Annotated in this window: 25 protein-coding genes; 7 read left to right on the top strand and 18 right to left on the bottom strand. The window is 65.9% G+C overall.

What is annotated here, in order from left to right:
- Window positions 1-2 precede the first annotated feature (2 nt).
- The 11 genes from ACW5CM_RS12770 to hemE all read right to left on the bottom strand — a co-directional run bounded on the left by ACW5CM_RS12770 (window position 3) and on the right by hemE (window position 9,135).
- A complete protein-coding gene (locus ACW5CM_RS12770; RefSeq protein ID WP_438252791.1) occupies window positions 3-452 on the bottom strand; it encodes a hypothetical protein in 450 nt (149 codons plus the stop codon).
- Between the two features lie 66 nt (window positions 453-518).
- Window positions 519-1,841, bottom strand: coding sequence for a glutamate-1-semialdehyde 2,1-aminomutase (locus ACW5CM_RS12775; RefSeq protein ID WP_457125215.1), 1,323 nt, complete (start codon window positions 1,839-1,841; stop codon window positions 519-521).
- Window positions 1,842-1,868: 27 nt separating this feature from the next.
- Window positions 1,869-2,864, bottom strand: a complete 996-nt coding sequence (gene hemB, locus ACW5CM_RS12780; protein WP_439256453.1) for a porphobilinogen synthase — start codon at window positions 2,862-2,864, stop codon at window positions 1,869-1,871.
- On the bottom strand, window positions 2,861-3,661 hold the full coding sequence (locus tag ACW5CM_RS12785) for a uroporphyrinogen-III synthase (protein ID WP_438252788.1): 801 nt from the start codon (window positions 3,659-3,661) through the stop codon (window positions 2,861-2,863). Before ACW5CM_RS12785 ends, hemB begins: the two co-directional genes overlap by 4 nt.
- A 10-nt stretch (window positions 3,662-3,671) precedes the next feature.
- Window positions 3,672-4,652 (bottom strand): hydroxymethylbilane synthase, encoded by a 981-nt coding sequence (gene hemC, locus ACW5CM_RS12790; RefSeq protein WP_457125216.1) that lies wholly within the window; start codon window positions 4,650-4,652, stop codon window positions 3,672-3,674.
- A 6-nt stretch (window positions 4,653-4,658) separates the two neighbouring features.
- Complete coding sequence (hemQ, locus tag ACW5CM_RS12795) at window positions 4,659-5,336, bottom strand: hydrogen peroxide-dependent heme synthase (RefSeq protein WP_438252786.1); 678 nt, start codon at window positions 5,334-5,336, stop codon at window positions 4,659-4,661.
- Between the two features lie 54 nt (window positions 5,337-5,390).
- Window positions 5,391-5,666: a hypothetical protein gene (locus ACW5CM_RS12800; protein ID WP_438252785.1), complete on the bottom strand. Its 276-nt coding sequence runs from the start codon at window positions 5,664-5,666 to the stop codon at window positions 5,391-5,393.
- Window positions 5,653-6,060, bottom strand: a complete 408-nt coding sequence (locus ACW5CM_RS12805) for a phage holin family protein (RefSeq protein ID WP_439256450.1) — start codon at window positions 6,058-6,060, stop codon at window positions 5,653-5,655. Before ACW5CM_RS12805 ends, ACW5CM_RS12800 begins: the two co-directional genes overlap by 14 nt.
- A gap of 1 nt (window position 6,061) precedes the next feature.
- Window positions 6,062-6,484 carry a hypothetical protein gene (locus ACW5CM_RS12810; protein ID WP_438252783.1) on the bottom strand — a complete coding sequence of 141 codons (423 nt, stop codon included), beginning with the start codon at window positions 6,482-6,484 and terminating at the stop codon, window positions 6,062-6,064.
- A gap of 120 nt (window positions 6,485-6,604) precedes the next feature.
- On the bottom strand, window positions 6,605-8,110 hold the full coding sequence (locus tag ACW5CM_RS12815; RefSeq protein ID WP_457125217.1) for a protoporphyrinogen/coproporphyrinogen oxidase: 1,506 nt from the start codon (window positions 8,108-8,110) through the stop codon (window positions 6,605-6,607).
- Window positions 8,107-9,135, bottom strand: a complete 1,029-nt coding sequence (gene hemE / locus ACW5CM_RS12820) for a uroporphyrinogen decarboxylase (protein WP_457125218.1) — start codon at window positions 9,133-9,135, stop codon at window positions 8,107-8,109. The genes ACW5CM_RS12815 and hemE overlap by 4 nt, the downstream gene beginning before the upstream one ends.
- An 86-nt stretch (window positions 9,136-9,221) precedes the next feature.
- Here hemE and ACW5CM_RS12825 point away from each other — a divergent pair, with 86 nt between their 5' ends.
- Both ACW5CM_RS12825 and ACW5CM_RS12830 read left to right on the top strand, forming a co-directional pair.
- On the top strand, window positions 9,222-10,529 hold the full coding sequence (locus ACW5CM_RS12825; protein ID WP_457125219.1) for a glutamyl-tRNA reductase: 1,308 nt from the start codon (window positions 9,222-9,224) through the stop codon (window positions 10,527-10,529).
- Between the two features lie 132 nt (window positions 10,530-10,661).
- Window positions 10,662-11,576, top strand: a complete 915-nt coding sequence (locus tag ACW5CM_RS12830) for an LppP/LprE family lipoprotein (RefSeq protein ID WP_457125220.1) — start codon at window positions 10,662-10,664, stop codon at window positions 11,574-11,576.
- A 161-nt stretch (window positions 11,577-11,737) separates the two neighbouring features.
- On the opposite strand, the gene ACW5CM_RS12835 is transcribed toward ACW5CM_RS12830, so the two are convergent.
- Complete coding sequence (locus ACW5CM_RS12835) at window positions 11,738-12,088, bottom strand: HepT-like ribonuclease domain-containing protein (RefSeq protein ID WP_438252778.1); 351 nt, start codon at window positions 12,086-12,088, stop codon at window positions 11,738-11,740.
- The gene (locus ACW5CM_RS12840) at window positions 12,085-12,528 is read right to left on the bottom strand and encodes a helix-turn-helix domain-containing protein (protein ID WP_457125221.1); all 444 of its coding nucleotides are present in this window, start codon (window positions 12,526-12,528) and stop codon (window positions 12,085-12,087) included. The genes ACW5CM_RS12835 and ACW5CM_RS12840 overlap by 4 nt, the downstream gene beginning before the upstream one ends.
- Before the next feature lie 153 nt (window positions 12,529-12,681).
- On the opposite strand from ACW5CM_RS12840, the gene ACW5CM_RS12845 reads away from it, so the two are divergent.
- Both ACW5CM_RS12845 and ACW5CM_RS12850 read left to right on the top strand, forming a co-directional pair.
- Complete coding sequence (locus ACW5CM_RS12845; protein ID WP_457125222.1) at window positions 12,682-13,254, top strand: HhH-GPD-type base excision DNA repair protein; 573 nt, start codon at window positions 12,682-12,684, stop codon at window positions 13,252-13,254.
- On the top strand, window positions 13,251-13,673 hold the full coding sequence (locus tag ACW5CM_RS12850) for a DUF1801 domain-containing protein (protein WP_457125223.1): 423 nt from the start codon (window positions 13,251-13,253) through the stop codon (window positions 13,671-13,673). The genes ACW5CM_RS12845 and ACW5CM_RS12850 overlap by 4 nt, the downstream gene beginning before the upstream one ends.
- A gap of 34 nt (window positions 13,674-13,707) precedes the next feature.
- On the opposite strand, the gene ACW5CM_RS12855 is transcribed toward ACW5CM_RS12850, so the two are convergent.
- The 4 genes from ACW5CM_RS12855 to ACW5CM_RS12870 all read right to left on the bottom strand — a co-directional run bounded on the left by ACW5CM_RS12855 (window position 13,708) and on the right by ACW5CM_RS12870 (window position 17,381).
- Window positions 13,708-14,526 carry a serine hydrolase domain-containing protein gene (locus ACW5CM_RS12855; RefSeq protein ID WP_439256443.1) on the bottom strand — a complete coding sequence of 273 codons (819 nt, stop codon included), beginning with the start codon at window positions 14,524-14,526 and terminating at the stop codon, window positions 13,708-13,710.
- Between the two features lie 29 nt (window positions 14,527-14,555).
- The gene (locus tag ACW5CM_RS12860) at window positions 14,556-15,941 is read right to left on the bottom strand and encodes a glycine--tRNA ligase (RefSeq protein WP_438252772.1); all 1,386 of its coding nucleotides are present in this window, start codon (window positions 15,939-15,941) and stop codon (window positions 14,556-14,558) included.
- A 95-nt stretch (window positions 15,942-16,036) separates the two neighbouring features.
- Window positions 16,037-16,663 (bottom strand): hypothetical protein, encoded by a 627-nt coding sequence (locus ACW5CM_RS12865; protein WP_438252771.1) that lies wholly within the window; start codon window positions 16,661-16,663, stop codon window positions 16,037-16,039.
- Window positions 16,664-16,685: 22 nt separating this feature from the next.
- Complete coding sequence (locus ACW5CM_RS12870; RefSeq protein WP_438252770.1) at window positions 16,686-17,381, bottom strand: GNAT family N-acetyltransferase; 696 nt, start codon at window positions 17,379-17,381, stop codon at window positions 16,686-16,688.
- Window positions 17,382-17,605: 224 nt separating this feature from the next.
- Here ACW5CM_RS12870 and ACW5CM_RS12875 point away from each other — a divergent pair, with 224 nt between their 5' ends.
- From ACW5CM_RS12875 to ACW5CM_RS12885, 3 genes are all read left to right on the top strand, one after another.
- Window positions 17,606-18,928, top strand: coding sequence for an ABC transporter substrate-binding protein (locus tag ACW5CM_RS12875; protein ID WP_438252769.1), 1,323 nt, complete (start codon window positions 17,606-17,608; stop codon window positions 18,926-18,928).
- 94 nt (window positions 18,929-19,022) lie between these two features.
- Window positions 19,023-19,967 (top strand): carbohydrate ABC transporter permease, encoded by a 945-nt coding sequence (locus ACW5CM_RS12880; RefSeq protein ID WP_457125224.1) that lies wholly within the window; start codon window positions 19,023-19,025, stop codon window positions 19,965-19,967.
- 1 nt (window position 19,968) lies between these two features.
- On the top strand, window positions 19,969-20,883 hold the full coding sequence (locus ACW5CM_RS12885) for a carbohydrate ABC transporter permease (protein WP_438252767.1): 915 nt from the start codon (window positions 19,969-19,971) through the stop codon (window positions 20,881-20,883).
- 66 nt (window positions 20,884-20,949) lie between these two features.
- Here ACW5CM_RS12885 and ACW5CM_RS12890 read toward each other — a convergent pair whose 3' ends face one another.
- The gene (locus ACW5CM_RS12890) at window positions 20,950-22,719 is read right to left on the bottom strand and encodes a glycoside hydrolase family 35 protein (RefSeq protein WP_439256439.1); all 1,770 of its coding nucleotides are present in this window, start codon (window positions 22,717-22,719) and stop codon (window positions 20,950-20,952) included.
- Between the last annotated feature and the right edge of the window lie 179 nt (window positions 22,720-22,898).

Genomic DNA, 22,898 nt, shown 5'->3' on the forward strand with positions numbered 1-22,898 from the left:
CCTCAGGCCGGGCGCGGCCGGATCACCGGACGCTGACGCCCCTTCACCACCGGAATCGGTGCGGTGCTGGCAATCTCGACGACATCGACGGGATCTTCTGAGACATCGAGCCGCAGCGCCTGTGTGAGGGCGAGGCCGTGCCGGGTGGTGAGGATCAGCCGGTGGAACTGCTCATCGCCGTGCAGGTCGATGACCACGCTCGGGCGACGCCCACGGACCATGACGAAGTCGGTGGTGGCCGCGGCCTTCCAGGTGCCGGCGGCGACGATTCCGGGAATGTGCGTGCCTGGGCCCGGCACGCCACGCAACCACGTCCAGGCGTCGTCGGTCAACTGAACCTTCTGGATCGTCTCGCGAGAGATCCGCAGGTTGTCACGGTGAAACGTCGCGGCCCGCTCAAGCGGGGAGAGCACAACTTCCAGCTGTGTCTGATCCAGAAGCAGCGTCACCATGCATCCAGTCTGCCAGCGGTAGCCGCAAATCTGTCGGCAACTTGCTCACAGTGCCACAACAATCAGTCAGGGACGAGCGGATGCCGCGGCCGCAGCCGCAGCGGGCAACGCCGCCTCGATGCGAGACAGCGCCGCGTCATCATGTGCGGCGGTAAGGAACCAGGCTTCGAAAACGCTCGGCGGAAGCGCAACGCCCTGCTCACGCATGGCGTGGAAGAAGGGCGGGTACCGGAACGACTCCTGCGCCAGCGCCTCGGCGTAGGTGCGCGGAGGTGCAGGCGCGAAGGCGACCCCGAACAGGTTGCCGGCCCGCGGCACCGCGTGGATGACTCCGACGTCGGTGAGGGCCGCATCCAGAGCGTTCGCAATGCGTGTCGCCGCGGCATCCACCCGCGCATAAACGGACGGGGTTGCCAGCCGCAGCGTGGCCAGCCCCGCGGCCACCGACAGCGGGTTCCCCGACAGCGTTCCCGCCTGATAGACCGGGCCCACGGGTGCGAGCTGGTCCATGACCTCGGCACGTCCGCCGAGGGCTGCCAATGGCATCCCTCCGCCGACGACCTTGCCGAAGGTGATGATGTCGGGCAGGTATTCCTCGCCCAGCGAGGCCTGCAATGCCCAGAATCCGGCGTGATGCACCCGGAAGCCGGTGAGCACCTCGTCCAGGATCATCAGTGCGCCATGCGCGTGCACAGTGTCGGCGATGAAGCGGTTGAACCCCGGGTCAGGAGCCACGACGCCCATGTTGGCCGCAGCAGCCTCGACGATGACGGCGGCGATGCGGTCGCCGTGTTCGGCGAAGACGGCGGTGAGGGCATCCCGATCGTTGTATTCGATCACCAGCGTCTGCGCGGCGATCGGCGCCGGCACTCCGGCCGACCCAGGAAGCGCCAGGGTCGCAACTCCAGATCCTGCTTCGGCAAGCAGGCCGTCGGAGTGCCCGTGATAGTGACCGGCGAACTTCACCAGCAGGTCGCGTCCGGTAACGCCCCGAGCCAATCGGATCGCCGTCATCGTGGCCTCGGTGCCAGTGGAGACCAGACGCACCCGCTCGATCGGTGCGAGGTCACCCAGCCGCACGCGCTCCGCGATCACGCGGGCGAGTTGGACCTCACCCGCGGTGGGTGCGCCGAACGACAGGCCGCGCGTGGCGGCGTCCTGCACCGCGGAGACAACCTCTGGATGCGTGTGCCCGAGCAGGGCCGGACCCCACGAGGCGACGAGGTCGACGTATTCGGTGCCGGCGGCGTCCGTTACATAGGGGCCCTGTGCGGATGCCAGGAACCGGGGCGTCCCACCGACGGAACCGTAGGCGCGTACCGGTGAGTTCACCCCTCCGGGAGTGACCGCCTGCGCGGCGGTGAAGAGGTCATCGTTGCGATCAGTCATCAGAAGCTCCTCAGCCAGGAAACCGGATCAGTTCCGAAGCCACTCAGCGGCCTCGGTCGCCCAATACGTCAGAACCGCATCGGCGCCCGCGCGGCGAATCGACAGCAGCGATTCCAGCACGGCGGCCCGGCGATCGATCCAGCCGTTCGCACTCGCGGCCTCGATCATCGCGTACTCGCCGGAGACCTGGTACGCCCAGACCGGAACGTGTACGGCATCGCGCACCTCGCGCAGCACGTCGAGGAAGCCCATCGCGGGTTTGACCATCACGACGTCAGCACCTTCGGCTTCATCGATCAGCGCCTCGCGCAGCCCCTCGCGGCGGTTGCCGGGATCGAGCTGATAGGTGCGGCGGTCGCCCTGCAGCTGCGAGTCGACGGCTTCGCGGAACGGGCCGTAGAACGCGCTGGCGTACTTGGCCGCGTACCCGAGCAGTAGCGTGTCGGTGAAGCCGGCAGCATCCAGCCCCTGCCGAATTGCCGTGACCTGGCCGTCCATCATGCCGGACAGTCCCAGCAGGTGGGAGCCTGCGCGAGCCTGCGCAAGCGCCATCGACACGTAGCGCTCCAGCGTCGCATCGTTGTCGATGACGGGATCGCCCCCTGAGCTGGTCGAAGGGCGGAGCACGCCGCAGTGACCGTGGTCGGTGAATTCGTCCAGGCACAGGTCGGTCTGCACGACGAGCGCGTCGCCGACCTCGTCGATCAGCGCGGCGGTGGCGCGGTTCAGGATGCCGTTGGCGTCATCCGCTCCGGATCCCTGAGCATCACGCACCGCAGGAACGCCGAACAGCATCACCCCGCCGACGCCCGATTCAGCCGCCTCCACTGCCGCTCGGCGCAGCGAGTCCATCGAATGCTGGACGATGCCAGGCATCGATGAGATCGCCGTCGGCTCAGCGATCCCCTCGCGCACGAACATCGGCAGCACCAGCTGTCGTGCTTCCAGCGAAGTCTCCCGAACGAGAGCACGAACGGCCGGGCTGGTGCGAAGCCGACGCGGACGAACCTCGGGGAAGCTCACGGTGCGAACTCGTCAGCGGCATGCGGAAGCGTGAAGTGCGAGACCGCGTCGATCAGCGCGTCAACCGTCTGCTTGTCGGCCACCACGGTGATCGGAAGACCGGCCTTACGAGCATCACTTGCGGTGCGCGGTCCGATCGCGGCGAGCAGCGTGTCATCAGGGATGTCAGGGAACTGCTCGCGCACCTGCTGCGCGACGGATCCGCTCGTGATGAGGATCGCGTTGATGCGCCCGCTGTCGACGTCACGACGGATGCGATCGGTGACCGGCACGCCCACGGTGCGGTACGCGACGACGCTCGATACGTCGTGCCCGGCTTCGATCAACGAGCGGGTGAGTACGGGCTTCGCGATCTCGCTGCGCAGCGTCAGGATCCGGCGCGGCTCGGGCTCAAGGGCAATCAGCTGCTGTGCCATGCCGGCAGCGGAATTGTCGCGTTCGGGTACCAGGGTGACTTCGTATCCGACCGCCTGGAGAGCTGCGGCCGTGGTTTCACCCACTGCGGCGATCTTGGTCGACTTGGGAACCTCGGCGCGGTGCGCGAAGAGAACGTCCACCGTCGTCGCACTGGTGACGGTCAGCCAGTCGAACTCTCCGGCAGCCAGCTTCGCGAGTGCAGCGTCAAGCGCTGCCTGGTCGTTGGTCGGGCCGAAGTTGATCAGTGGCGCGACGACAGGAACTGCTCCCTGCGCACGCAGGCTCGCGGCGACACCGTCGCCCCAGGGGCCCCCTCGCGGAACGAGGACGCGCCAGCCGGTCAACGGCTTATCTTGCTTCGTTTCGGGTGTGCTGATCATTGAATTGCTCTCAGGAGACGAGTCCGGCCGCCCCTTGATCGAGCAGCCGACGGGCGACAGAAAGTCCGATCTCGCGTGCTGCGTGATTCGGGTCCGCACCATCGGCAGTATCCGCTCCGTTGCCACTGCCGTTCACACGAATATACCCCCGGTTCAGGGATTCCGTGACGTCGAGGTCGATCACACGCTCTCCTTCGGGTGCGTAGACAGCCGTTCGCACTCGAACAGCATCACCGGCGACGACCGCATGAGCGGCCATCGGCGCCTGGCATCCGGCATCCAATCCCTCGAGGATTCCGCGCTCCACGGAGATCGCCAGACGAGTGTCTTCATCGTCGAGCCGGGCGAGGAAGCCGCGCAGCTCGGCCGGCGCGTCGGAGGTCGTCTCCACCGCGAGCGAGCCTTGGCCAGGAGCCGTGGGCCAGGTGGTCAGATCCAGCTCTTCACGGGAGAGTGGCGTGTCAGATCCCAGTCGCGAGAGGCCGGCTGCCGCGAGGATGACAGCATCCAGCTCGCCGGATTCGACCCTCGCCAGGCGCGAATCGACGTTCCCGCGGATGTCGACCACCGCGGCCTGGGGTGCACGGCGATGCACCTGCGCGATGCGGCGGGGCGAGCCGGTACCGACCTTCGCGCCGGCGGGCAACTGATGCAGCGGTGTGCCGTCGCGCGTGATGACGACATCATGCGCCGCCTCCCGGACCGGGGTCGCGCCGATCACGAGCCCGGCTGGCATGGCCGTGGGAAGGTCTTTGAGGGAGTGGACGAGGATGTCGCACTCACCGGCCAGCAGCGCCTCGCGCAAGCGGGTGGCGAAGATGCCGAGCCCACCGATCTCCGAGAGGGATGCACGGTTCGTGTCACCCTCCGAGACGATCGGGACGAGCTCGACCTTCCGGCCGGAGATCTTCTCCAACGCTGCGGCGACGTGTCCGGACTGGGCTTGGGCAAGGGCGCTGCGGCGAGTGCCGAGACGAATAGGAGTGTTCATCATGACCTACTGCAGAACGTCCGCGATCTCGTCAAAGCGCAAGCGCCGACCCGTGTAGAACGGCACTTCCTCTTTCACGTAACGGCGAGCCTCGGTGTAGCGAAGGTCGCGCATGAGGTCGACGAGTTCAGTGACATCGTCTGCTTCCAGCGGCAGCAGCCACTCGTAGTCGCCCAGGGCGAAGGATGCCACGGTGTTCGCGATGACGCCCGTGAAGGCGGCGCCCTTCCGACCGTGATCAGCGAGCATCGCGCGGCGCTCTTCTTCCGGTGCGAGGTACCACTCGGGGGTGCGCACGAACGGATACAGGCACAGCCAGCCCTTGGGCTCGACGCCGCGGAGGAACCCGGGAACGTGAGCACGGTTGAACTCGGCATCGCGATGCACGCCCATGACGTTCCACACCGGCAGCAGGGTGCGCAGCAGCTCGGTGCGGCGCAGGCGACGCAGCGCCTTCTGCAGGTCTTCGGCGGTGTCGCCGTGCAGCCAGACCAGCAGGTCCGCGTCAGCCTTCAGACCGGAGACGTCGTAGAAGCCGCGGATCGTGACTCCGGAGTCTTCGATGTGACCGGAGATCGTCTCGAGCTCGGTCGCATCGGTCTCGGTGACGGGCGCGTCCGGATTACGGCGCCAGACCGCCCAGAGTGTGAAGCCAGAAGGGTTTTGTTCGGTTGCATCGGACATGCTTCCAGTGTGCCTCTTTCTGGAGGCGGGAGCGAAACGTGCGACCGAGCGGGGTCAGCGAGAGATCGCGCGAGCGATCGCCCACACCAGCGCACCGGCCACGGCGGCAACGCCGACCGATGCTGCAACCGCCCCCAGCGGGTTCCGATCGGCGAACGCACGAGCCCGGGCGGCTCCGCGCACGGACGCCTTCTCGATGCGGCGCGGGACGTTGCCCTTGATCTCGATTGCTGCCAGCGCAGCCTTCAGCTCTGCCCGCGCGGATGCCACGGGATCGGTGATTCCGGCGGGAACAGCAGTACGGGGCAGGCTCTGCTCAGACAGTGTCATCACCGGCCTCCTTCACAAGTCGAATATCGGTGGCAACGGCCTGCCCGGGGTTCTCCCGGCGCAGCGCCTTACGGAATTTCAGCAGTCCCAGGAGGACGCACGCTGCCATGCACAGCAGCAGCAACCCGAGCACCGCCAGTGCGGACAACCAGACCGGCCACCATGATGACAGTCCCGCAACGGCGAAGACGAGAATCATCGGTACGAGCCAGAACAGGAAGAACAGCGCGATGAGGAACCATACGCTGCCGATGCCGGCGTCCTTCGCGGTGCGAGACACCCAGGCCTTCGCCGCGTCGATCTCTGCCTTGACGAGTTTGCTGACGAGCTCCGGAAGATCGCCGAGCAGCGTCAGAAGGCTGTCATCGGCACGGTCACGATAGCCGCGAACCATGTCACTTTCCGTTCGTCGAGGGCTTCTTGGCAGCCGGCTTGGCCTTGCTGGTCGAACCGGTGGAGGTCTTCTTCGCGGCCGCGGCATTCTTTTTGGCCTCGTCCACCGCGTCTTCTACGGCATCCTCAAGATCATCCGCGACCTTGCGGCCGGTGGCGATCGCCGAATCGAGCTTCTTGCCCGGGGTGTCTGCGTTGCCTGCGGCCTTCGCGACCTTCACCAGACCGTTCCAGACTGCGCCCGGAACCGCGGCGGCCTTGTCGCCGACGTAGCCCTTGACCTTGGTGACCTGTTCCTGCACTGGATCGAGGTGCCAAACCTTCAACCACTGCGTCTTGATCTGCTCGTAACGCTCACGTCCGGCTCGTGTGCCGAGTACGTATCCGACGCCGAGCCCGACGACGAGTCCGATCTTCCCCTTCATGGGGTCTCCTCACGTTGTTCCGGTCGAGCCGCTGGCGTTGCCGCCGTCGGCCAGGGTTTCCAGCGTAACGCTATATGCCGAAATCGGCATCTACAACAGCGGGGCTTGACAACCCAGCATTCACACCCAGATCAGAGCGCGGCGCAGGCGGTCAGCCTCGAGCTTCGCATCGGGGATGACTTGTGCGAGCCCGGTTCCGGCGACCCAGGCACCGACGACCGCCAGAGCATCGATCTGCTCCACAGCAGCCCGCACGGCGCGACGCCGCTCACCTGCCCCGATCAGGGATGACGGCTGAGACTGGGTGAAACGCGCCCGGTGAGCGGTGATGAGGGCCGATGAGGGCAGCGCTACGCCGAGCATCGCCGAAGCCTGCTGCAACGCCAGGCGGGCCGAGGACTCCTCGTCAAGCTCCGCGGTTGCCGGCAGCTCACCCTGCGAGCCGAAGGAAACACGCACGATGTGGCGGCCTCCAGCGGCCTCCCGCAACCAGGACCATTTCGCCGTCGCATGCGTCAGCGCCTTGGCGACGAGGCTGCCCGGTGCGGTCAGCACTCCCGTCCCGCGCGGGAAGACATCCAGCGCCGGCGCATCCAGGAGCAGACTCACGATCTCGATCTGCGGCGCCTCGGGAGCCGCACCGAGATCGATCTGCTCACGCAGCAGCGCGCGAGCAGCCGATTCGGTCGTGGCGATGATGACGGCATCCGCTGCAATGATTTCGGGCTCGGGCTCGGGCTCGGACTCGGACTCGTCACTATCCGGGTCGGTGTCCACGGTCGTGAACGACACGACCCAGCCGTCGCCTGTGCGATCGAGGGCTGTGACGGCAGCGCCGGTTCGGATGACTCCACCCAGATCGACCAGATCAGCTGCCAGGGCATCCACCAGCGTGCTCATGCCGCCAGCCAATGCCTCGACGGCCGAGCCGGGAGCGGACTTCGCGCGATCAGCGCGGTCGGCGACCAGCTGTGCGACGGCGCCGGAGAGCGAGCCGGTGCGGGTGAGCGCCTCGTTCAGTCCGGGAGCGGCAACTTCGACGTCCACGTCGTTCGGGTGAGCGGAGTACACGCCCGCCGTCACCGGCGTGACCAACCGATCGCGCACCTTCGCCCCCATGCGCGATTCGACGAGCTTGCCGAGGCTGTGCTCCTTGCCGATCGTCAGCGGCGGGCGCAAGCGGTCGACGTACGCACGCCATGCCCCGCTCCAGCCGATGATCCGGCGCACGTCCTCAGCGAATGGGTTCGCCGGGATGCCCAGGATGCCGCCTTTGGGAAGTGGAGCCGGGTTCACTCCGGGAACACCGGCAAGCCACGCACCAGCAGGGTTCGGAGTCACGATGCGGTCGGTGAGACCGAGCTCGGCGATCAGATCGCGCACGTGCCCGCCGCGGGTCGCATAGCTCTCGGCACCGGCATCCACTGTCAGTCCGGCGAGATCCGCGCGACGGATCGCACCGCCGAGCATTTCTGCCGACTCGAGCAGGGTCACCCGAATGCCGACCTTCGCGAACTCCCGCGCGGCGACCAGGCCGCCGATCCCGCCGCCGACGACGACGACGTGGCGCTCGGCTGCCCGTTCGGCCAGCTCAGCGGTTGCTTCTTCGTCTCGGTCAGTGGTCATGACGCCGTGCGGTGCACAAGCTCCACGATTCGGGTGAGCTGGTCGGGATCGGTTTCGGGCGGCACCCCGTGTCCGAGATTCACGATGTGCGCACGCGCAGCACGGCCGCGCGCGAGCACGTCGAGCACGTGCTGCTCGAGCACCTCCCACGGAGCCTGCAGCATGGCCGGGTCGATATTGCCCTGCACGGTGACGTCGGGGCCCAGGATGCTGGCGGCTTCGTCCAGCGGCTGACGCCAGTCGACACCGACAGCGGATGCTATGCCGTCCAGACGCATGTCAGTGAGGAAGGGGCCGGTGCCGACACCGAAGTGGATGACCGGCACGTCGAGATCGACCACAGCTGCCTTCGAGTGCGGGGCGATGTGCTGACGGTAATCAGCGGGGTTGAGCGAGCCTGCCCAGGAGTCGAACAACTGCAACGCAGACGCTCCAGCATCGCGCTGCGCCTGCAGGAATCGACGGGAGACGCGCGAGAGCCAGTCGGCAAGTCGGTTCCACGCCTCAGGGTCGGCGTGCATCATCGCCCGAGCGCGCAGGTGCTCCTTCGAGGGGCCACCCTCGATCAGGTACGCAGCCAGGGTGAAGGGTGCTCCGGCAAAACCGATCAGCGGAGTCTCCCCCAGCTCATCGATGACGATGCGCACGGCCGCGGTGATCGCGGTGTGATCGAGATCATCCGGGTCGATCGCCGTGATGCGGTCGACATCGGCGCGTGTGCGCACGGGCTCGGCGAACACCGGGCCACGCCCTGGAACGATCTCGACGTCGACCCCGGCCAGACGCAGCGGGATGACGATGTCGCTGAAGAAGACCGCGGCATCCACGCCGTGACGGCGCACCGGCTGCAGCGTGATCTCGGCGGCAAGATCCGGGGTGAGGCAGGCATCCAGCATCCGGGTGCCGACGCGGAGCTCGCGGTATTCCGGAAGTGAACGGCCAGCCTGGCGCATGAACCAGACGGGGGCGTGCTCGGGTCGATCTCCGGCGAGCGCGCGCAGCAGCGGGGCTGTGGGTGAAGGCATGCTGCTATTGTCCCACCAGCCAGCGCGAACCGCCCTTTCAGCAGACTCCTCAGCACCCGACGTAAACTGCTGGTGTGCTGCTGTGCGTGACGGCGAGTCACAAGACCGCCTCCTTTGAAATGCTCGAGCGACTGAGCCGCACCCCCGACGACCTTGCGCCGAATCTTCTGCGTATTGCGCCGTGCGTGCAGGGTGCTGTCGTGGTGTCGACCTGCAACCGCTTCGAGGCGTATGTCGAAGTCGATGAGCCGGTGACTGCTGCCGGCGCCGTGGGCGTGGAAGCGGTGCTCGAGGCGATCGAGCAGTCCACAGGCATCACGGCATCCGATCTTGAGGGTGCGTACGCCGTGCATTCGGGTCGCCGGGTCGCCGAGCACCTATTCGCCGTGGCATCCGGTCTCGAATCTGTAGTCCCCGGCGAGGGCGAAATCGCCGGCCAGGTCCGGCGTGCGCTGAAGGTCGCTCGCGAGGACGGCACCACGTCTCCGGAGCTGGAGCGCCTGTTCCAGCGTGCGAGCCAGGCGCAGCGCAAAGTGAAGAACGTCACCGCGATCGGCCGGGCCGGCCGCTCACTCGTGCGCCTCTCGCTGGAACTTGCCGACAGCCGCATCGCGGACTGGACTACTGAGCGCGTTCTCCTCGTCGGCACCGGCGCTTACGCAGCCGTCACCCTGGCCACGCTCCGCGAACGGGGCGCAACGAACATCTCGGTGTACTCGCCATCAGGACGCGCCGAACTCTTCGCGAAGAAGCACGACATCGTCGCGGTGGCCGAACGGGACTACGCCCGCGTCGCCACGGAATCGAGCCTGCTGATCACCTGCACCACGGCGACCGAGCCTGTTCTCGGTCCCGAGCATTTGCAAGCACAAGCCGGTGCTGTCGCGGGCGGATGCCCGATGGTCGCTGCCGATCAGTCGTCGCAGCTCGTCATCGACCTCGGCATGCCGCGCAACGTCGACCCCGCCGTGGCGCACCTCGAGGGCGTTGCCTTACTCGACCTCGAGACCATTCGGCTGCACGCACCGCTGGAAGAACTGCAGGCGACGGATGCTGCGCGCAGCGTCGTGCGAGAAGCTGCCGACACCTTCAACGTCGTCGGCGATCGGCAGAGTGTGACGCCGGCAGTGGTCGCGTTCCGCACGCACATCCTCTCGCTCATGGAATCCGAGATCGAACGTGCCCGAGCCCGCGGTGACGAGGATGGCAGGGTCGAGCAGGCCATGCGCCACCTGGCCGGAGTGCTCACCCACACCCCCACGACGCGGGCGCACGAACTCGCCGCCGACGGGCGTGGTGCGGAGTTCATCGCAGCCCTCGAGACGGTTTACGGCATCAGCCCCGCTGCGGCTGGGGCTGCGGGCGCCGGCCCTGCGGCCGCGGCATCCGCCTGACCGCCCGCGCCGTTCCGGTCAACCACCCACCGGTCCGCTCAACCACCCACCGCTCCGGCCGCACTTTATGTTGCTATTCCGCGGTTAGAGCGACACCAATTGCGACCGGAACCTCGTATGGAAGTGAAACACGTGCCTTTGATCTCGCCCGCGTCCCGCCTGCTCGCCCTCGTTGCCGTCGGAGTGTTCTCTCTGAGCTTGTCGGCCTGCGGCGCGTCCCCAGCGACCGAAGAGAAGCTTCCCGCCGCTGAGTCCGCGGCCGCGACTTCCGAGCCCACCGCGGAGCCGACTCCCACGGCAGAGGACATCAACGGCCGCTGGTGCCCGACAGCGGAGAGCCCCGCGACCGAGCCCTGCGTGACCATCGCACTCCCGAACGCCACCCGTGACGATGGTTTCGTCATCGACATCGCCCAGCACGGTTCACCCGCCGAAACCGAGGACGGCGGGTTTTCATTCTCGACCGTCGATGCCCCGTTCGGTACCTATTACCCGGCGGGCACAGAGATCGCTGGCGGCACTCCGGATTACTACCCCGGCACCGATCTGCCCGACGCGGACCGCGTCTGGAACGGACAGAGTGGGACGATGCTCGTGCGCGTCGCGACACCGGAGATCACCGCAGCAACCTGCGCGGACGTCACTGCCGGTGAGGCGCTGGCTGCCTGGGGCGGTGAACTGGCCGCAGCTCCCAACGGAACGTGGGATCTGAAGGACGAGATGGGCTGGGCAGATGAGACTTACGATGCCTGCGCGACGCTGTCGTGGATTGTCGTCCCGCTCACGGGCTGCTGCCTGGGCGGTTACCCGTACGAGGTCATGCTCTTCCACAAGGGCGAGTTCGTGCAGACAGCTACCGAGGAGGTCTACGGACGCGCTCCGGAGATCACCCGCATCTCCGAGGACGAGATCGAGATCATCCGGTCGTGGGTTCCCGATGGTGGCTCGGGCGCCGGACCCTACGAGTCCGCAGCCTCGACCTTCACCTGGGACGAAGGCACCGAGGCCGTCGTCCGCGAGGGGGATCTGCCGCCGTATCCATTCTGACCTGCGGTCAGCGCGGCCGAGTGCAACACCGGATGCACGGTCCTACACATCACCGCCGCCAATTCGCCACTGACCGACGACCCGTTCATGCTGTTGGAGGGGATGTCCTCGACCAGCAGATGCGCTAACCATGGGGTTCGTCCGGCGATGCAGATCTCTGGTCAATCATCGACCGCTTCGGCGAGAAGCGATGCGATCGCTTCACGCACGCGGGGAAGATCGACGTTGAGGGTGGCCCACACTGCGTCATAATCGGTCGCCTCGTAGTGATGCGCGAGCCGATCGCGCATGCGCTTGATGCTCGACCAGGGCACCTGCGGGTTCGCGACGATCGTTTCATCGCTCAACCGCGCGACATTCTCACCAATCTTGATGATGATCGATTCGGCCGCAAGCCCCGGTGTGTTGAGATCATCCGAGACGTACCACTCGCGGCCTCGACCGGCGAGTCGGGTGCCGTTGTCGCACAACCGCACGATCTCACGCAGCGACCGTTCATCCCTATCGCTCACGCGGCCACCGCAGACCGGAGGATCGGATGATCAGCGGGAAGCCCTCCATCTGTGACCACGTCGACCGGAACGCCGAGTAGTCGTTCGGCGGCGAAGGCGAACTCGGCGATCGTCAGCAATCCAACGTCCGGCGAGCGGGTGACAAGGATATCGAGGTCGCTCTGCGTGGTGTCCGTGCCCTGCGCGGCTGAGCCGAACACTCGCACGTTGTTCAGTCCGTACTGCGCGGCGAGCGCTTTGAGTTCGTCACGATGCTGTTCGAGCGCCTCGTGAGGCAAAGGACGCATGGCCAAGCGCAACCTATCGAGCATTGCCGCCGACAGGTTCCGCCGCCCGGACTCATAAGCGGCGATGTTTGGCTGAGCAACACCGCTACGCAGCGCGAGCTGCGCTTGGCTAAGTCCAGCCCGCTCGCGCAACACGCGCAACATTTCGCTCATATCATGATGATATCGCGCCGATGGATCCCTGGAAAGGGGAGAAATCGGGCATCGAGCACCCCCTGCAGCATCGCCCGCTTGCAATGTACGAAGCGCCATCACGCGCATCAGCCCATGGGGTCTGGCGGCGGTCACCCCTGGCAGACTGGATACATGGCCCTTCACATCACCGGAGACACCGCCGCCGACACGCTGCTCACCGACAACCCGCTGGCTCTGCTGGTCGGGATGCTGCTGGACCAGCAGGTTCCGATGGAGACCGCGTTCGCCGGCCCGCTGAAGCTCGAGCAGCGCACCGGCGCTGTGGATGCCGCCGCCATCGCCAGCATGGATCCCGAGGCCCTTTTCGAAGCATTCCGTCAGACGCCGGCTGTTCACCGCTTCCCCGGTTCGATGGCGACGCGGGTGCAGACGCTCTGCCAGGTACTGGTTGAGGAGTGGGGTGGGGATGCTGCGGCACTGTGGACGGCGGGCGACCCCGATGGCCCCGAGGTGCTGAAGCGGTTAAAGAAGCTCCCCGGCTTCGGAGAACAGAAGGCGAAGATCTTTCTCGCACTTCTGGGCAAGCAGTACGGCTTCACCGGCGCAGGCTGGCGCGAAGCGGCCGGCGACTACGGTGTGGAGGGTTCGCTCCGCAGCGTCGCCGATATCGTCTCGGTCGAGTCACTGACGAAAGTGCGCGAGAACAAGAAAGCGATGAAGGCTGCCGCGAAGGCAGCGAAGTGAAGCAGACCGGAGGCAGCATCGGCGCCTTCATCGCAGATGTCACGCCAGCTGGACGACGCCGGGATGCCGAAACGCTCACGGCCGTGCTGCAGGAGATCTCCGGACGCGAGCCCGAGCTGTGGGGAACGATCATCGGCTTCGGCAGCTGCCACTACCGCTATCCGACCGGCAGCGAAGGCGATATGCCCGTGCTTGCCTTCGCGCCGCGCAAGACGGCATCGACGCTCTACCTCGATGACATCTCTCGGCACGGCGAGGCGCTCGCGCTTCTAGGCCCGCACACTACAGGCAAGGGGTGCCTGTACATCAAAGATCTCGAGGCGGTCGACCTCACGGTACTGCGTGGCATCCTCGAGAATGTGCTCGCTTGGACGGAATCCGGGGGCAGCGAAGGTGTTGAGCTGACTATCACCGGCTGACGCGCCCGCCGCCGTTCACCGGCTCGAAAGCCGGTCAGCGTCCGCCGTGGCGCGCGACGATCTCTTCGGTGAGCGCGGGCCAGATGCGCTTATGGTCGTCACCGAAGGCGACCCCCGAGAGGAATGCCGCGGCGATGTCTCGGGAGCGGTCGATGAACAAGAAGCTGCCCTGCCCCCCGAAATGTCCGGCTGTCTCGGGCGGCATCGTGTCGCTCAGCCAGTGCGGACTCTTGGAACCCTTGATCTCGAATCCCAGTCCCCACTGGTTGTCGTCGAACGAGCCGTAACCGGGCACGACGCCGCGCAGCCCGGGTCTCGACACCATGAGCGCGAGGTCGCGCAGCTCGACGGGAACCAGCTTCGGTCGCAGCACCTCGCGACCGAAGATCAGTAGATCGGCGATCGATGCCCGGTAACCCGCCGACGGTCTACCGACCACTTCAATGTCAGTCATCCCGAGGGGCCCTGTGACCTCACGAGTCATCCATTCATCGAACGGCATGCCCACGGCCTCGGCCACGTGCGTGCCGAGCGCGTCGAACCCGGCATTCGAATAGATGCGGCGCGTTCCAGGCTTCGCCTGCGTCTGCTCACCCTCGAACGGCAGCCCGCTGGTGTGGTCGAGCAGGTTCAGCAGCGTGGAACCCTCCGGCCCGGCTGGTTCATCGAGGTCGACGAGCCCGCGCTCGACGGCGATGAGCACGCCCCAGGCCGAGATGGGTTTGGATACGGATGCCAAAGGCAGCACCGTGTGCGAATCCCCCTGCACAGCCAGGGTCGCCTCAGGGCCGGTAACGCCGATCAGGGCTGTATGCGGGAAGCCGTCGGTCGCGGCGAAAGTCGTCGTCTCCATCCCGCCATCGTCCCACGATGCTGTCGCGGTCAGGCGCCCTTCAGCCGCTCGGCGAGGTAATCGTTCAGCTCGGCAACCGGAACGCGCTCCTGCGACATCGTGTCGCGGTCACGGACCGTGACGGCGTTGTCGTCGAGCGAATCGAAGTCGACGGTGACGCAGAACGGGGTGCCGATCTCGTCCTGACGACGGTAGCGGCGGCCGATGGCGCCGGCGTCGTCGAAGTCGATCGCCCAACGGCCGCGCAAAGAATCGGCGACCTCGCGTGCGAGCGGCGAAAGCTTCTCGTTGCGCGACAGCGGGAGAACAGCCACCTTGACCGGAGCCAGGCGTGGGTCGAGCTTGAGCACCGTGCGGGTGTCGGTGCCGCCCTTGGCATTGGGCACCTCTTCTTCGACATAGCTGTCGACGAGGAACGCCATCATCGAGCGCGTCAGACCGAACGAGGGCTCGATCACGTACGGCGTGTAGCGCTCACCGGATGCCTGATCGAAGTAAGACAGGCTCTGACCGGATGCCTCGGAATGACTGCTGAGGTCGAAGTCGGTGCGGTTGGCGACACCCATGAGCTCGCCCCACTCGGAGCCGGGGAAGTTGAACCGGTACTCGAAGTCAATGGTGCCAGCCGAGTAGTGCGCACGCTCATCGTCGGGAACATCGAAACGACGCATGTTGGTCGGATCGATTCCGAGGTCGACGAACCATGCCCAGCACGCCTCGACCCAGTGCTCGAACCACTCCTGCGCGTCAGCCGGCGGGACGAAGAACTCGATCTCCATCTGCTCGAACTCGCGCGTGCGGAAGATGAAGTTTCCGGGCGTGATCTCGTTACGGAATGCCTTGCCGACCTGGCCGATGCCGAACGGGGGCTTCTTCCGGCTGGCGGTGAGCACGTTCGCGAAGTTCACGAAGATGCCCTGCGCGGTCTCAGGGCGCAGGTAATACAGGCCCGATTCGTCATCGACGACGCCGAGGTAGGTCTTGACCAGACCGGAGAACGACCGCGGTTCGGTCCACTTGCCGCGCGTGCCGCAATCGGGGCACGCGATGTCGGCCATCCCGTTCTCGGGCTGGCGGCCCTTCTTGGCTTCGAACGCCTCGAGCAGGTGATCCTCGCGGTGACGCTTGTGGCACTGCAGGCACTCCACGAGCGGGTCGCTGAAAGTGGCGACGTGCCCGGAGGCTTCCCAGACGCGCTTCGGGAGGATGATCGAGGAGTCCAGGCCCACCATGTCGCCGCGGCCGCGAACGAAGGTCTGCCACCACTGGCGGCGGATGTTCTCCTTCAGTTCGGTTCCGAGAGGACCGTAGTCCCAAGCCGAACGGGAGCCGCCGTAGATCTCACCCGCTTGGAAGACGAACCCGCGGTGGCGGGCGAGGCTAATGACCTTGTCAAGACGGGACTGTTCGGCCACGGTGGCTCCAATGGTCGGATGCGGCGGGGGTTGCGCCCGTGAATACGGGCGATTCAATCCTATCCGCGCTGTCGCTGACGATCAGCCCCGGGTGCTCAGCGGTTCGGGAAAGCCTCTCCACCGCCAGCAGCGAGCGCGTTCGCGACGATGGCAAGGTACTGATTCATCATCTGCTGTGGCATCGCCGGCATGCTCTGCTCCCAGTAGGGCAGGATCGCCCCTCGTCCCTGCATCATGCCGGCCGGACGCGCATACGCCCACAGGTGCAGGTGCGCCGAGCCGTCGTTCCAACGCGAGAAGTGGCAGCGTGCCACGGCGGGAATCGCCTTGGTAGCCTCGGATACCCGCCGCAGGACAGGTCCGAGTCCGGCGAGCACCTCGAGCGGGGCATCCTCGAGCGTCACGTGCCGCCGCGGCGAGATCGCGCCGACGAACGGCAGCCCGGTAGGCCCTTGCATGCCTCCGCCGACCTGCCACTCATCGTCCTGCCAGATCGTGTACTCGGACGGTCGGCAGTGATGGCACTGCGAGGGGTCGAGTTCGCCATGGCGCGGATTCTCGGGAACCAGCATCGGCGCAAGCTCCAGCAGTTCGAACGCCGCGATGCTCGGTGCGGGACCGCTACCCGGTACACCGCTCGTGTCGAGCGTCTGCCCGATCGGCGCCCAACGATGCCAGTCGGTGTCAGCTGGATGCTGCATGGACTCCGCGTCAGATGTCATCCGTCCATATAAGCAGAAGCCGTCAGGACGGATCGGTGAACAGGTACCCGCGCTCGGCGTCGAAGCCGGAGAGGGTAAGTCCGCGTCCGAGCAGCTCCTCCATCTCCCCGCGCAGGCGCAGACGCCATTCGTGGGCGGCATCCGGATCTGATGCGCGCATCGTCTCGACGTCCGAGGGGATCTCCAGCGTCGCAGCGATGGTGTCATCGGCGGGCCGTTTGGCGATGTCGGCCAGCATCCACTCGACGTCCAGACGGTCACTTTCGTCGCCGGCGTCGCCGCCGCCGAAGATGCCGTAGTTGTTCACGGAGTATCCCGTCACCCGTGCGCCGAGCACCGTGAGGAAGAAGTGAGCGTTGCGCGCAACGAGCGGATCGAACGTCCAGGTAACTCTGCCGACGTCACGCGAGAACGCCCACTGCCGCTGGTGTTCCTTGAGCTCACGCCCCCACCCGCGGCCGCGATAGTCGGGCAGCAGCGCGGTGATGTGCGAGTGCATCGTGCGCTGGCCGGGAACGCCGAAGAAGGCGATGGATGCTCCGACCATGCGCTCCACGCCGGATTCGTCGTCGAAGAATCCGACGACGTAGTTTCCGGACTGCTCCAGCGCACGGAGGGTTCCCGCATCGATCACGCGCTCCGGCCCGCGGATAGCATCCAGCAGGGACTGCGCCTCAATGATGAGCTCAACGGTGTCTAGATCACGTATGGTTCGCACGCCTCCAGTCTGCCCCGCAAAACCCAATACAGACCCCGAACTGCCCATCCCGGCCCCGCGGCAGCAATGTCAGCGCACGACATCTTTGGATTACAGTCCAGTCACAGCACGGCAATCCTCGCTTGTGAACGCAAACATTTCGAGGTTTAATGGTTCCACGGCGCTTGTGTCACAGCATCCGTCTCGACCGTCAGTCACATGACCCTCAAAGAGGAGAACACCTCATGGCAACCACACGAATCACACGCACGGCCGCCGTCGTCGCCGTCGGCGCTATGTCGGCATTCGGGCTCGCTGCGTGCAGCTCGGCCGACACCGGTAACGGCTCCGGTGGCAACACCGCCGAAGGCGAATCGATCACGATCGAGTACATGCACCGCCTCGACAACGGCGCTGACATGGCTACCGTCGCTGAGATCACCGAGCGCTGGAACGAAGAGCACCCCGATATCCAGGTCAAGACGACCAAGTTCGATGGTGCCGCGACCGACATGATCCTCAAGCTGGAAACCGATGTGAAGGCCGGCAACGCCCCGTGCCTCGCGCAGGTCGGTTACTCCGAGGCTCCTCAGCTCTATGTGAAGGGTCTTCTCGAAGACGTCACCGCCGAGGCGGAGAAGTACGCAGACAACTTCTCCGGCGGAGCATACGCCGGCATGCGCGTCGGCGACGTCGTCGTGGGCCTGCCCCAGGATGTCGGCCCGCTGGTCTACTTCTACAACGCGGCAGAGTTCGAGGCTCTCGGCCTCGATGCTCCCGCAAACATCGAAGAGCTCACCGCTGACTCGGTCACGGCAGCTGCCGCTGGCAAGTACCTCACCGCTTTCTCGCCGGACGAGGCCACGCACTGGCTCGCCGCGCAGTCCGCTGCCGCCGGCGACACCTGGTTCTCGACCGAGGGCGACGAGTGGGTCGTCAACGCTGAGGGCGAAGGCTCGCAGACGGTCGCCGCTTTCTGGCAGAACCTGCTCGACACCAACCAGACCCTCAAGGCCGACCGCTGGGGCGAGCCCTTCACGATCGCGCTCAACGACGGCAGCCTGATTGGCCACATCGGCGCAGCGTGGGAGGCAGGCTTCCTGCTCGACTCGCTCGATGGCACCCCGGCCGAAGGCCAGTGGCGCATCGCCCAGCTGCCCGACTTTGGCGCCGGCGCCATGACCGGCCCCGACGGCGGATCCGGCGTTGCAGTCCTGAAGGGTTGCGAGTACCCGGCCGAGGCCATGGAGTACAACAACTGGTTCAACACGCAGATCGACGACCTCTCCTCGCAGGGTCTCGTCGTCGCGGCCGAGGGCACGCCCGAGACCAGCGAGAAGATGCTGCGCCAGTTCGGCGACCAGGACGTACTCGCTGAGCTTGCCACGGCCACCGCGAACATGAACCCGGACTTCCCCTACGCTCCCGGATTCTCCACCCTCGCCGCCATGAACGAGACGGCAGCCGCCGTCGTCGCCGGCGACGCGCAGGTCGCGGACATCTTCACCACCGCGCAGCAGACCGCGGTCAAGGCTCTGACAGACCTCGGTCTGCCAGTCGCCGAGTAACTCCCCCGCTCTCTGAGCAGCCAGTTCCGGCGGAGGACACGACGATAGTGTGTCCTCCGCCGGACCTATTTCTTCCGAAAGGTGAGATCACGCCGTGACCACTACCGCTGAGACCATCGGCCAACGGCCGCGTACGAGAAAGGGCTTCCGCGCTCGGCAGGAGGCGCGCAACGGCTGGCTGTTCATGGCCCCGTTCGCCATCTTGTTCACCGTGGTCTTCCTCATTCCGATCATCATCTCGGTGCGCTCGGCGTTCTTCTCGCAGGTTCCCTCCGGTGGTGGCCTGTTCGGTGGCGGCGAGCTGGTCGACACGTTCGTCGGGTTCGACAATCTGGCCGCGGCGGCCACCAACGGCGCATTCTGGGCAGGCATGGGGCGCGTCGTCCTGTACGCCGCATTCCAGATCCCGGTGATGATCATCGTCGCCCTCGCGCTGGCGCTGCTGCTGGATTCATTCATCGTGCGGCGCCCGGCGTTCTTCCGCCTCGCCTTCTTCCTTCCCTTTGCGATCCCGGGCGTCATCGCCGCCATGATCTGGCTGTACATGTACACCCCCGAGGTGTCGCCGTTCATGCAGTTCCTGCCCGAGGGAACGAACTTCATGGCCCCGGGCACGATCCTCGCGTCGATGGCGAACATGACGACGTGGACGTTCACCGGTTACAACATCCTGATCTTCCTCGCAGCCCTCCAGTCGATCCCGCGCGAGCTGTACGAAGCCGCCCGCCTCGACGGCGCCAACGGGTTCCAGATCGCCATGAAGATCAAGGTCCCTATGGTGCGCGGCGCCGCGTTGCTCGCCGTCCTGCTTTCCATCATCGGCACGATCCAGCTCTTCAACGAGCCGATGATCATGGAGGGCGCGAACTCCTGGATGGGCCTGGATTACACCCCCATGATGCTGACCTACAACTCGATGATGGGCGAGATTTCGCCGTCAGGCAGCGGTCCCGCATCCGCATACTCCCTGCTGATGGCAGTCATCGCCGGCGCACTCGCCGTCGTGTACTCCTTCGCGCAGCGTAAGAAGGCGAACTGATATGAGCACTACTTCTCTGATCACCGCACCGGTCAAGCGCAAGCCGCTGAAGGCGACGTCCGGCGACATGCCGCCGCGTTCAATCGCTCCCGGCCCGGTCGCCAAGACCTTCGGCATCATCGCGCTCGTCTTCGCCCTGGTGTACTTCCTGATGCCGGTCTACTGGGTTTTCGTCGCATCCACCAAGAGCAACGCCGACCTGACGAACACATTCGGATTCTGGTTCGCGAACTGGAACCTCGACACCAACTACGCCAGCCTCATGAGCTGGACGCAGGACCTGTTCTGGCGCTGGGTGGGAAACTCCATCCTGTACTCGACGCTGGCCGGTGTCATCGGTACCCTGTTTGCGATCATGGCCGGCTACGCGATCGCCAAGTTCGTCTTCCCGGGTAAGAAGATCGCTGTCACCGTCATCATGGCGGGTCTGTTGCTGCCCGTCGCGCTGCTGACCGTGCCGCTGTACATGGAGTTCCATGCCCTGGGCCTGACGAACACCATGTGGGCGATCATCATCCCCTCGGCCGTCTCACCGTTCGGGGTATTCCTCGGCATGGTCTACGCCGAGTCCTCGGTGCCGACCGAGTTGCTCGAGGCTGCGCGCATCGACGGCGCGAGCGAGGCCCGGATCTTCTTCACCATCGTGCTGCGCCTGCTGTCGCCCGCGATGGTCACGATCTTCCTGTTCATCTTCGTAGCCACCTGGAACAACTTCCTACTGCCGTTGATGATGATCTCCAGCGCCGAGTTGAAGCCGGTGACTCTGGGGCTGTACGGCATGATGAGCTACTTCGCTCCGGAGAAGGGCGCGGTCATGCTGGGCGCATTGCTCGGCGTCATCCCGCTGATCATCCTGTTCTTCAGCCTGCAGCGCTACTGGCGCTCGGGCCTGGCCGCCGGTGCGGTCAAGGGCTGATCGCCAGAACACAGAAGAGGGGGAAGATGCCGTGCTGGCGTCTTCCCCCTCTTTATGTGTGTCCGGTCAGGAACCGATGAATTCCTCGACAGGGCCGTACTCCGGCGTCTCGCGCAGCTCGACGGCGGTCGGGAGCGCATCCGTGTCGAGCACGACGATCTCGTTCGCGCCGGCATTCCATAGCGGAGCGGGTGCGTACAGCGTGAGCTGGGGGCCCCGCGACCAGTAGCGGCCGAGCAGGAAGCCATTCAGCCACACCATGCCTTTGACTCCGCCTGGGAAGGCGAGCCAGGAGTCCGCCGGGGCCTCGACCTCGACGGTCGCAGTCGCGAGGCCCGCCGTATCTGGGGTTCCGGTCGCCGTCGGCACCTCGAGCGGAAGCGCGCGGTGCGTCCAGCCGTGGATGTACCGGCGACCGTTGACGCGAACGCCGCGCAGGATGCCCTTGTGCTCGCCCGTGAGAGGACCGTAGTTGATGCGTCCCAGGCTCTCGACGAGGATCGTCAGGATGCCGCGACGCGCGCCGCCAGGAACGGTGAGCACGTGCTCACCGTCGTGCTCCATGACGCCGATGCGCTCGTCATCGATGAAGACGACAGCACGGTCTCGCAGGCCGTCGATGTCGATCTTGCTGTCCGCGGGGATGTCGATCTGCGCCTGGTAGACGACGATGCCGTCCTCGACGCCCAGCTGCTCGAACGTCTGCGGCATCGGGGAGGCCCCGCCGACTGCGGGCAGAGTCTCGAGCATCGCGCGCAGGCCGATGGTCGCCGTCAGCGCGACGGTCTGTGCCGCCTGCACCGGGTTCGGCGCGGGAACGGCAGGCAGTTCCTCGTCGTGGAACGGCGCGAAGGCGGCGCGCAGCGCGTCGAACTTCGCGTTGGTCGATCCGTCTTCGCCGATCGGAGCATCCGAGTCGTAGCTCGTGATCGTCGGCTGCACGACGCGGTCGTAGTTCGCGCCAGCCCACAAACCAAAGTTTGTGCCCCCGTGCGCCATGTACATGCTGACCGAGCCCCCGGCTGCAAGCAGCGCGTCGACTGTGCTCATCATGCTGTCGGCCGAACGCACGTGATGCTGCTCGCCCCAGTGATCGAACCATCCACCCCACAGCTCACTGCACATCAGTGATTGGCCGGCGGGAAGGAGGGCTTCAGCCTCGGCGACGCCGGTGCCGAAGGTGAATGTGGTCATCGCACCCTCGGTAGCTCCGTGCGTAACCATGTCACGCTGCGTGCCATCGGCGGTGGTGAGCATCTCGACGATGCCGCGCGAGGTCAGCGCATCGCGCTGCTGGCGGATGTACTCACTGTCACTGCCGAACGAGCCGTACTCGTTTTCGATCTGCACCGCGACGATCGGTCCACCGTGGGCCGCCTGCAGAGGGACCATCCGCGGGATCAGTTCGTCGTACCAGCGGTCGACTGCGGCGATGTACGCGGAGTCGCTGGTTCGGATCGCCGAGGTGCGCCCGGTGAGCCAGAACGGCAGGCCACCGTTTGACCACTCCGCGCAGATGTACGGGCTCGGACGCAGGAAGACGTCGAGGCCCACGTCTCCCGCCAGACGGATGAAGGATTCCAGGTCGCGCCAGCCGTCGAAGCGGATGTCGCCCTCGACGCGCTCGTGGAAGTTCCAGGCCACGTAAGTGTCCACAGTGTTTGCGCCCATAGCGGCGAGTCGACGGAGGCGGTCTTCCCACTGGTCCGGGTGGATGCGGAAGTAGTGCATTGCGCCGGAGAGGATGCGGTGCGGCTGTCCGTTGCGGAAGAGCTGCCCGTCCCGCCAGACGATCGCCGGGTTCAGACCCGGGGAAGGCGAGAATGCTTGATTCATCAGGGACTCCTGCGTGACTATCCCAATCCGGAATTTCTCCGAAGCGGGGACGGATGCCTGTCGCACGAGGCTGCGCGCGACACACCTGGAGAGCTCTTCCGTCCCGAGAGGCGTCACTGCGCAGTCTGGCATGACAAAAACTGTTTGCGTTCACATTATTGCACTAATGACCAAGGAAC

This window comes from Microbacterium wangyouchuni (genome assembly GCF_054072595.1).

Bases quoted from the DNA above. Each gene is read 5' to 3' on its own strand.
- ACW5CM_RS12885 (WP_438252767.1), top strand. From the start codon at position 19,969: ATGAGCACTACTTCTCTGATCACCGCACCGGTCAAGCGCAAGCCGCTG.
- ACW5CM_RS12840 (WP_457125221.1), bottom strand. From the start codon at position 12,528: ATGAGCGAAATGTTGCGCGTGTTGCGCGAGCGGGCTGGACTTAGCCAA.
- ACW5CM_RS12890 (WP_439256439.1), bottom strand. From the start codon at position 22,719: ATGAATCAAGCATTCTCGCCTTCCCCGGGTCTGAACCCGGCGATCGTC.
- hemQ (WP_438252786.1), bottom strand. From the start codon at position 5,336: ATGTCCGATGCAACCGAACAAAACCCTTCTGGCTTCACACTCTGGGCG.
- ACW5CM_RS12810 (WP_438252783.1), bottom strand. From the start codon at position 6,484: ATGAAGGGGAAGATCGGACTCGTCGTCGGGCTCGGCGTCGGATACGTA.
- ACW5CM_RS12865 (WP_438252771.1), bottom strand. From the start codon at position 16,663: ATGACATCTGACGCGGAGTCCATGCAGCATCCAGCTGACACCGACTGG.
- ACW5CM_RS12875 (WP_438252769.1), top strand. From the start codon at position 17,606: ATGGCAACCACACGAATCACACGCACGGCCGCCGTCGTCGCCGTCGGC.
- ACW5CM_RS12855 (WP_439256443.1), bottom strand. From the start codon at position 14,526: ATGGAGACGACGACTTTCGCCGCGACCGACGGCTTCCCGCATACAGCC.
- hemC (WP_457125216.1), bottom strand. From the start codon at position 4,652: ATGAACACTCCTATTCGTCTCGGCACTCGCCGCAGCGCCCTTGCCCAA.
- ACW5CM_RS12845 (WP_457125222.1), top strand. From the start codon at position 12,682: ATGGCCCTTCACATCACCGGAGACACCGCCGCCGACACGCTGCTCACC.
- ACW5CM_RS12770 (WP_438252791.1), bottom strand. From the start codon at position 452: ATGGTGACGCTGCTTCTGGATCAGACACAGCTGGAAGTTGTGCTCTCC.
- ACW5CM_RS12785 (WP_438252788.1), bottom strand. From the start codon at position 3,661: ATGATCAGCACACCCGAAACGAAGCAAGATAAGCCGTTGACCGGCTGG.
- hemE (WP_457125218.1), bottom strand. From the start codon at position 9,135: ATGCCTTCACCCACAGCCCCGCTGCTGCGCGCGCTCGCCGGAGATCGA.
- ACW5CM_RS12805 (WP_439256450.1), bottom strand. From the start codon at position 6,060: ATGGTTCGCGGCTATCGTGACCGTGCCGATGACAGCCTTCTGACGCTG.
- ACW5CM_RS12775 (WP_457125215.1), bottom strand. From the start codon at position 1,841: ATGACTGATCGCAACGATGACCTCTTCACCGCCGCGCAGGCGGTCACT.
- ACW5CM_RS12815 (WP_457125217.1), bottom strand. From the start codon at position 8,110: ATGACCACTGACCGAGACGAAGAAGCAACCGCTGAGCTGGCCGAACGG.
- ACW5CM_RS12800 (WP_438252785.1), bottom strand. From the start codon at position 5,666: ATGACACTGTCTGAGCAGAGCCTGCCCCGTACTGCTGTTCCCGCCGGA.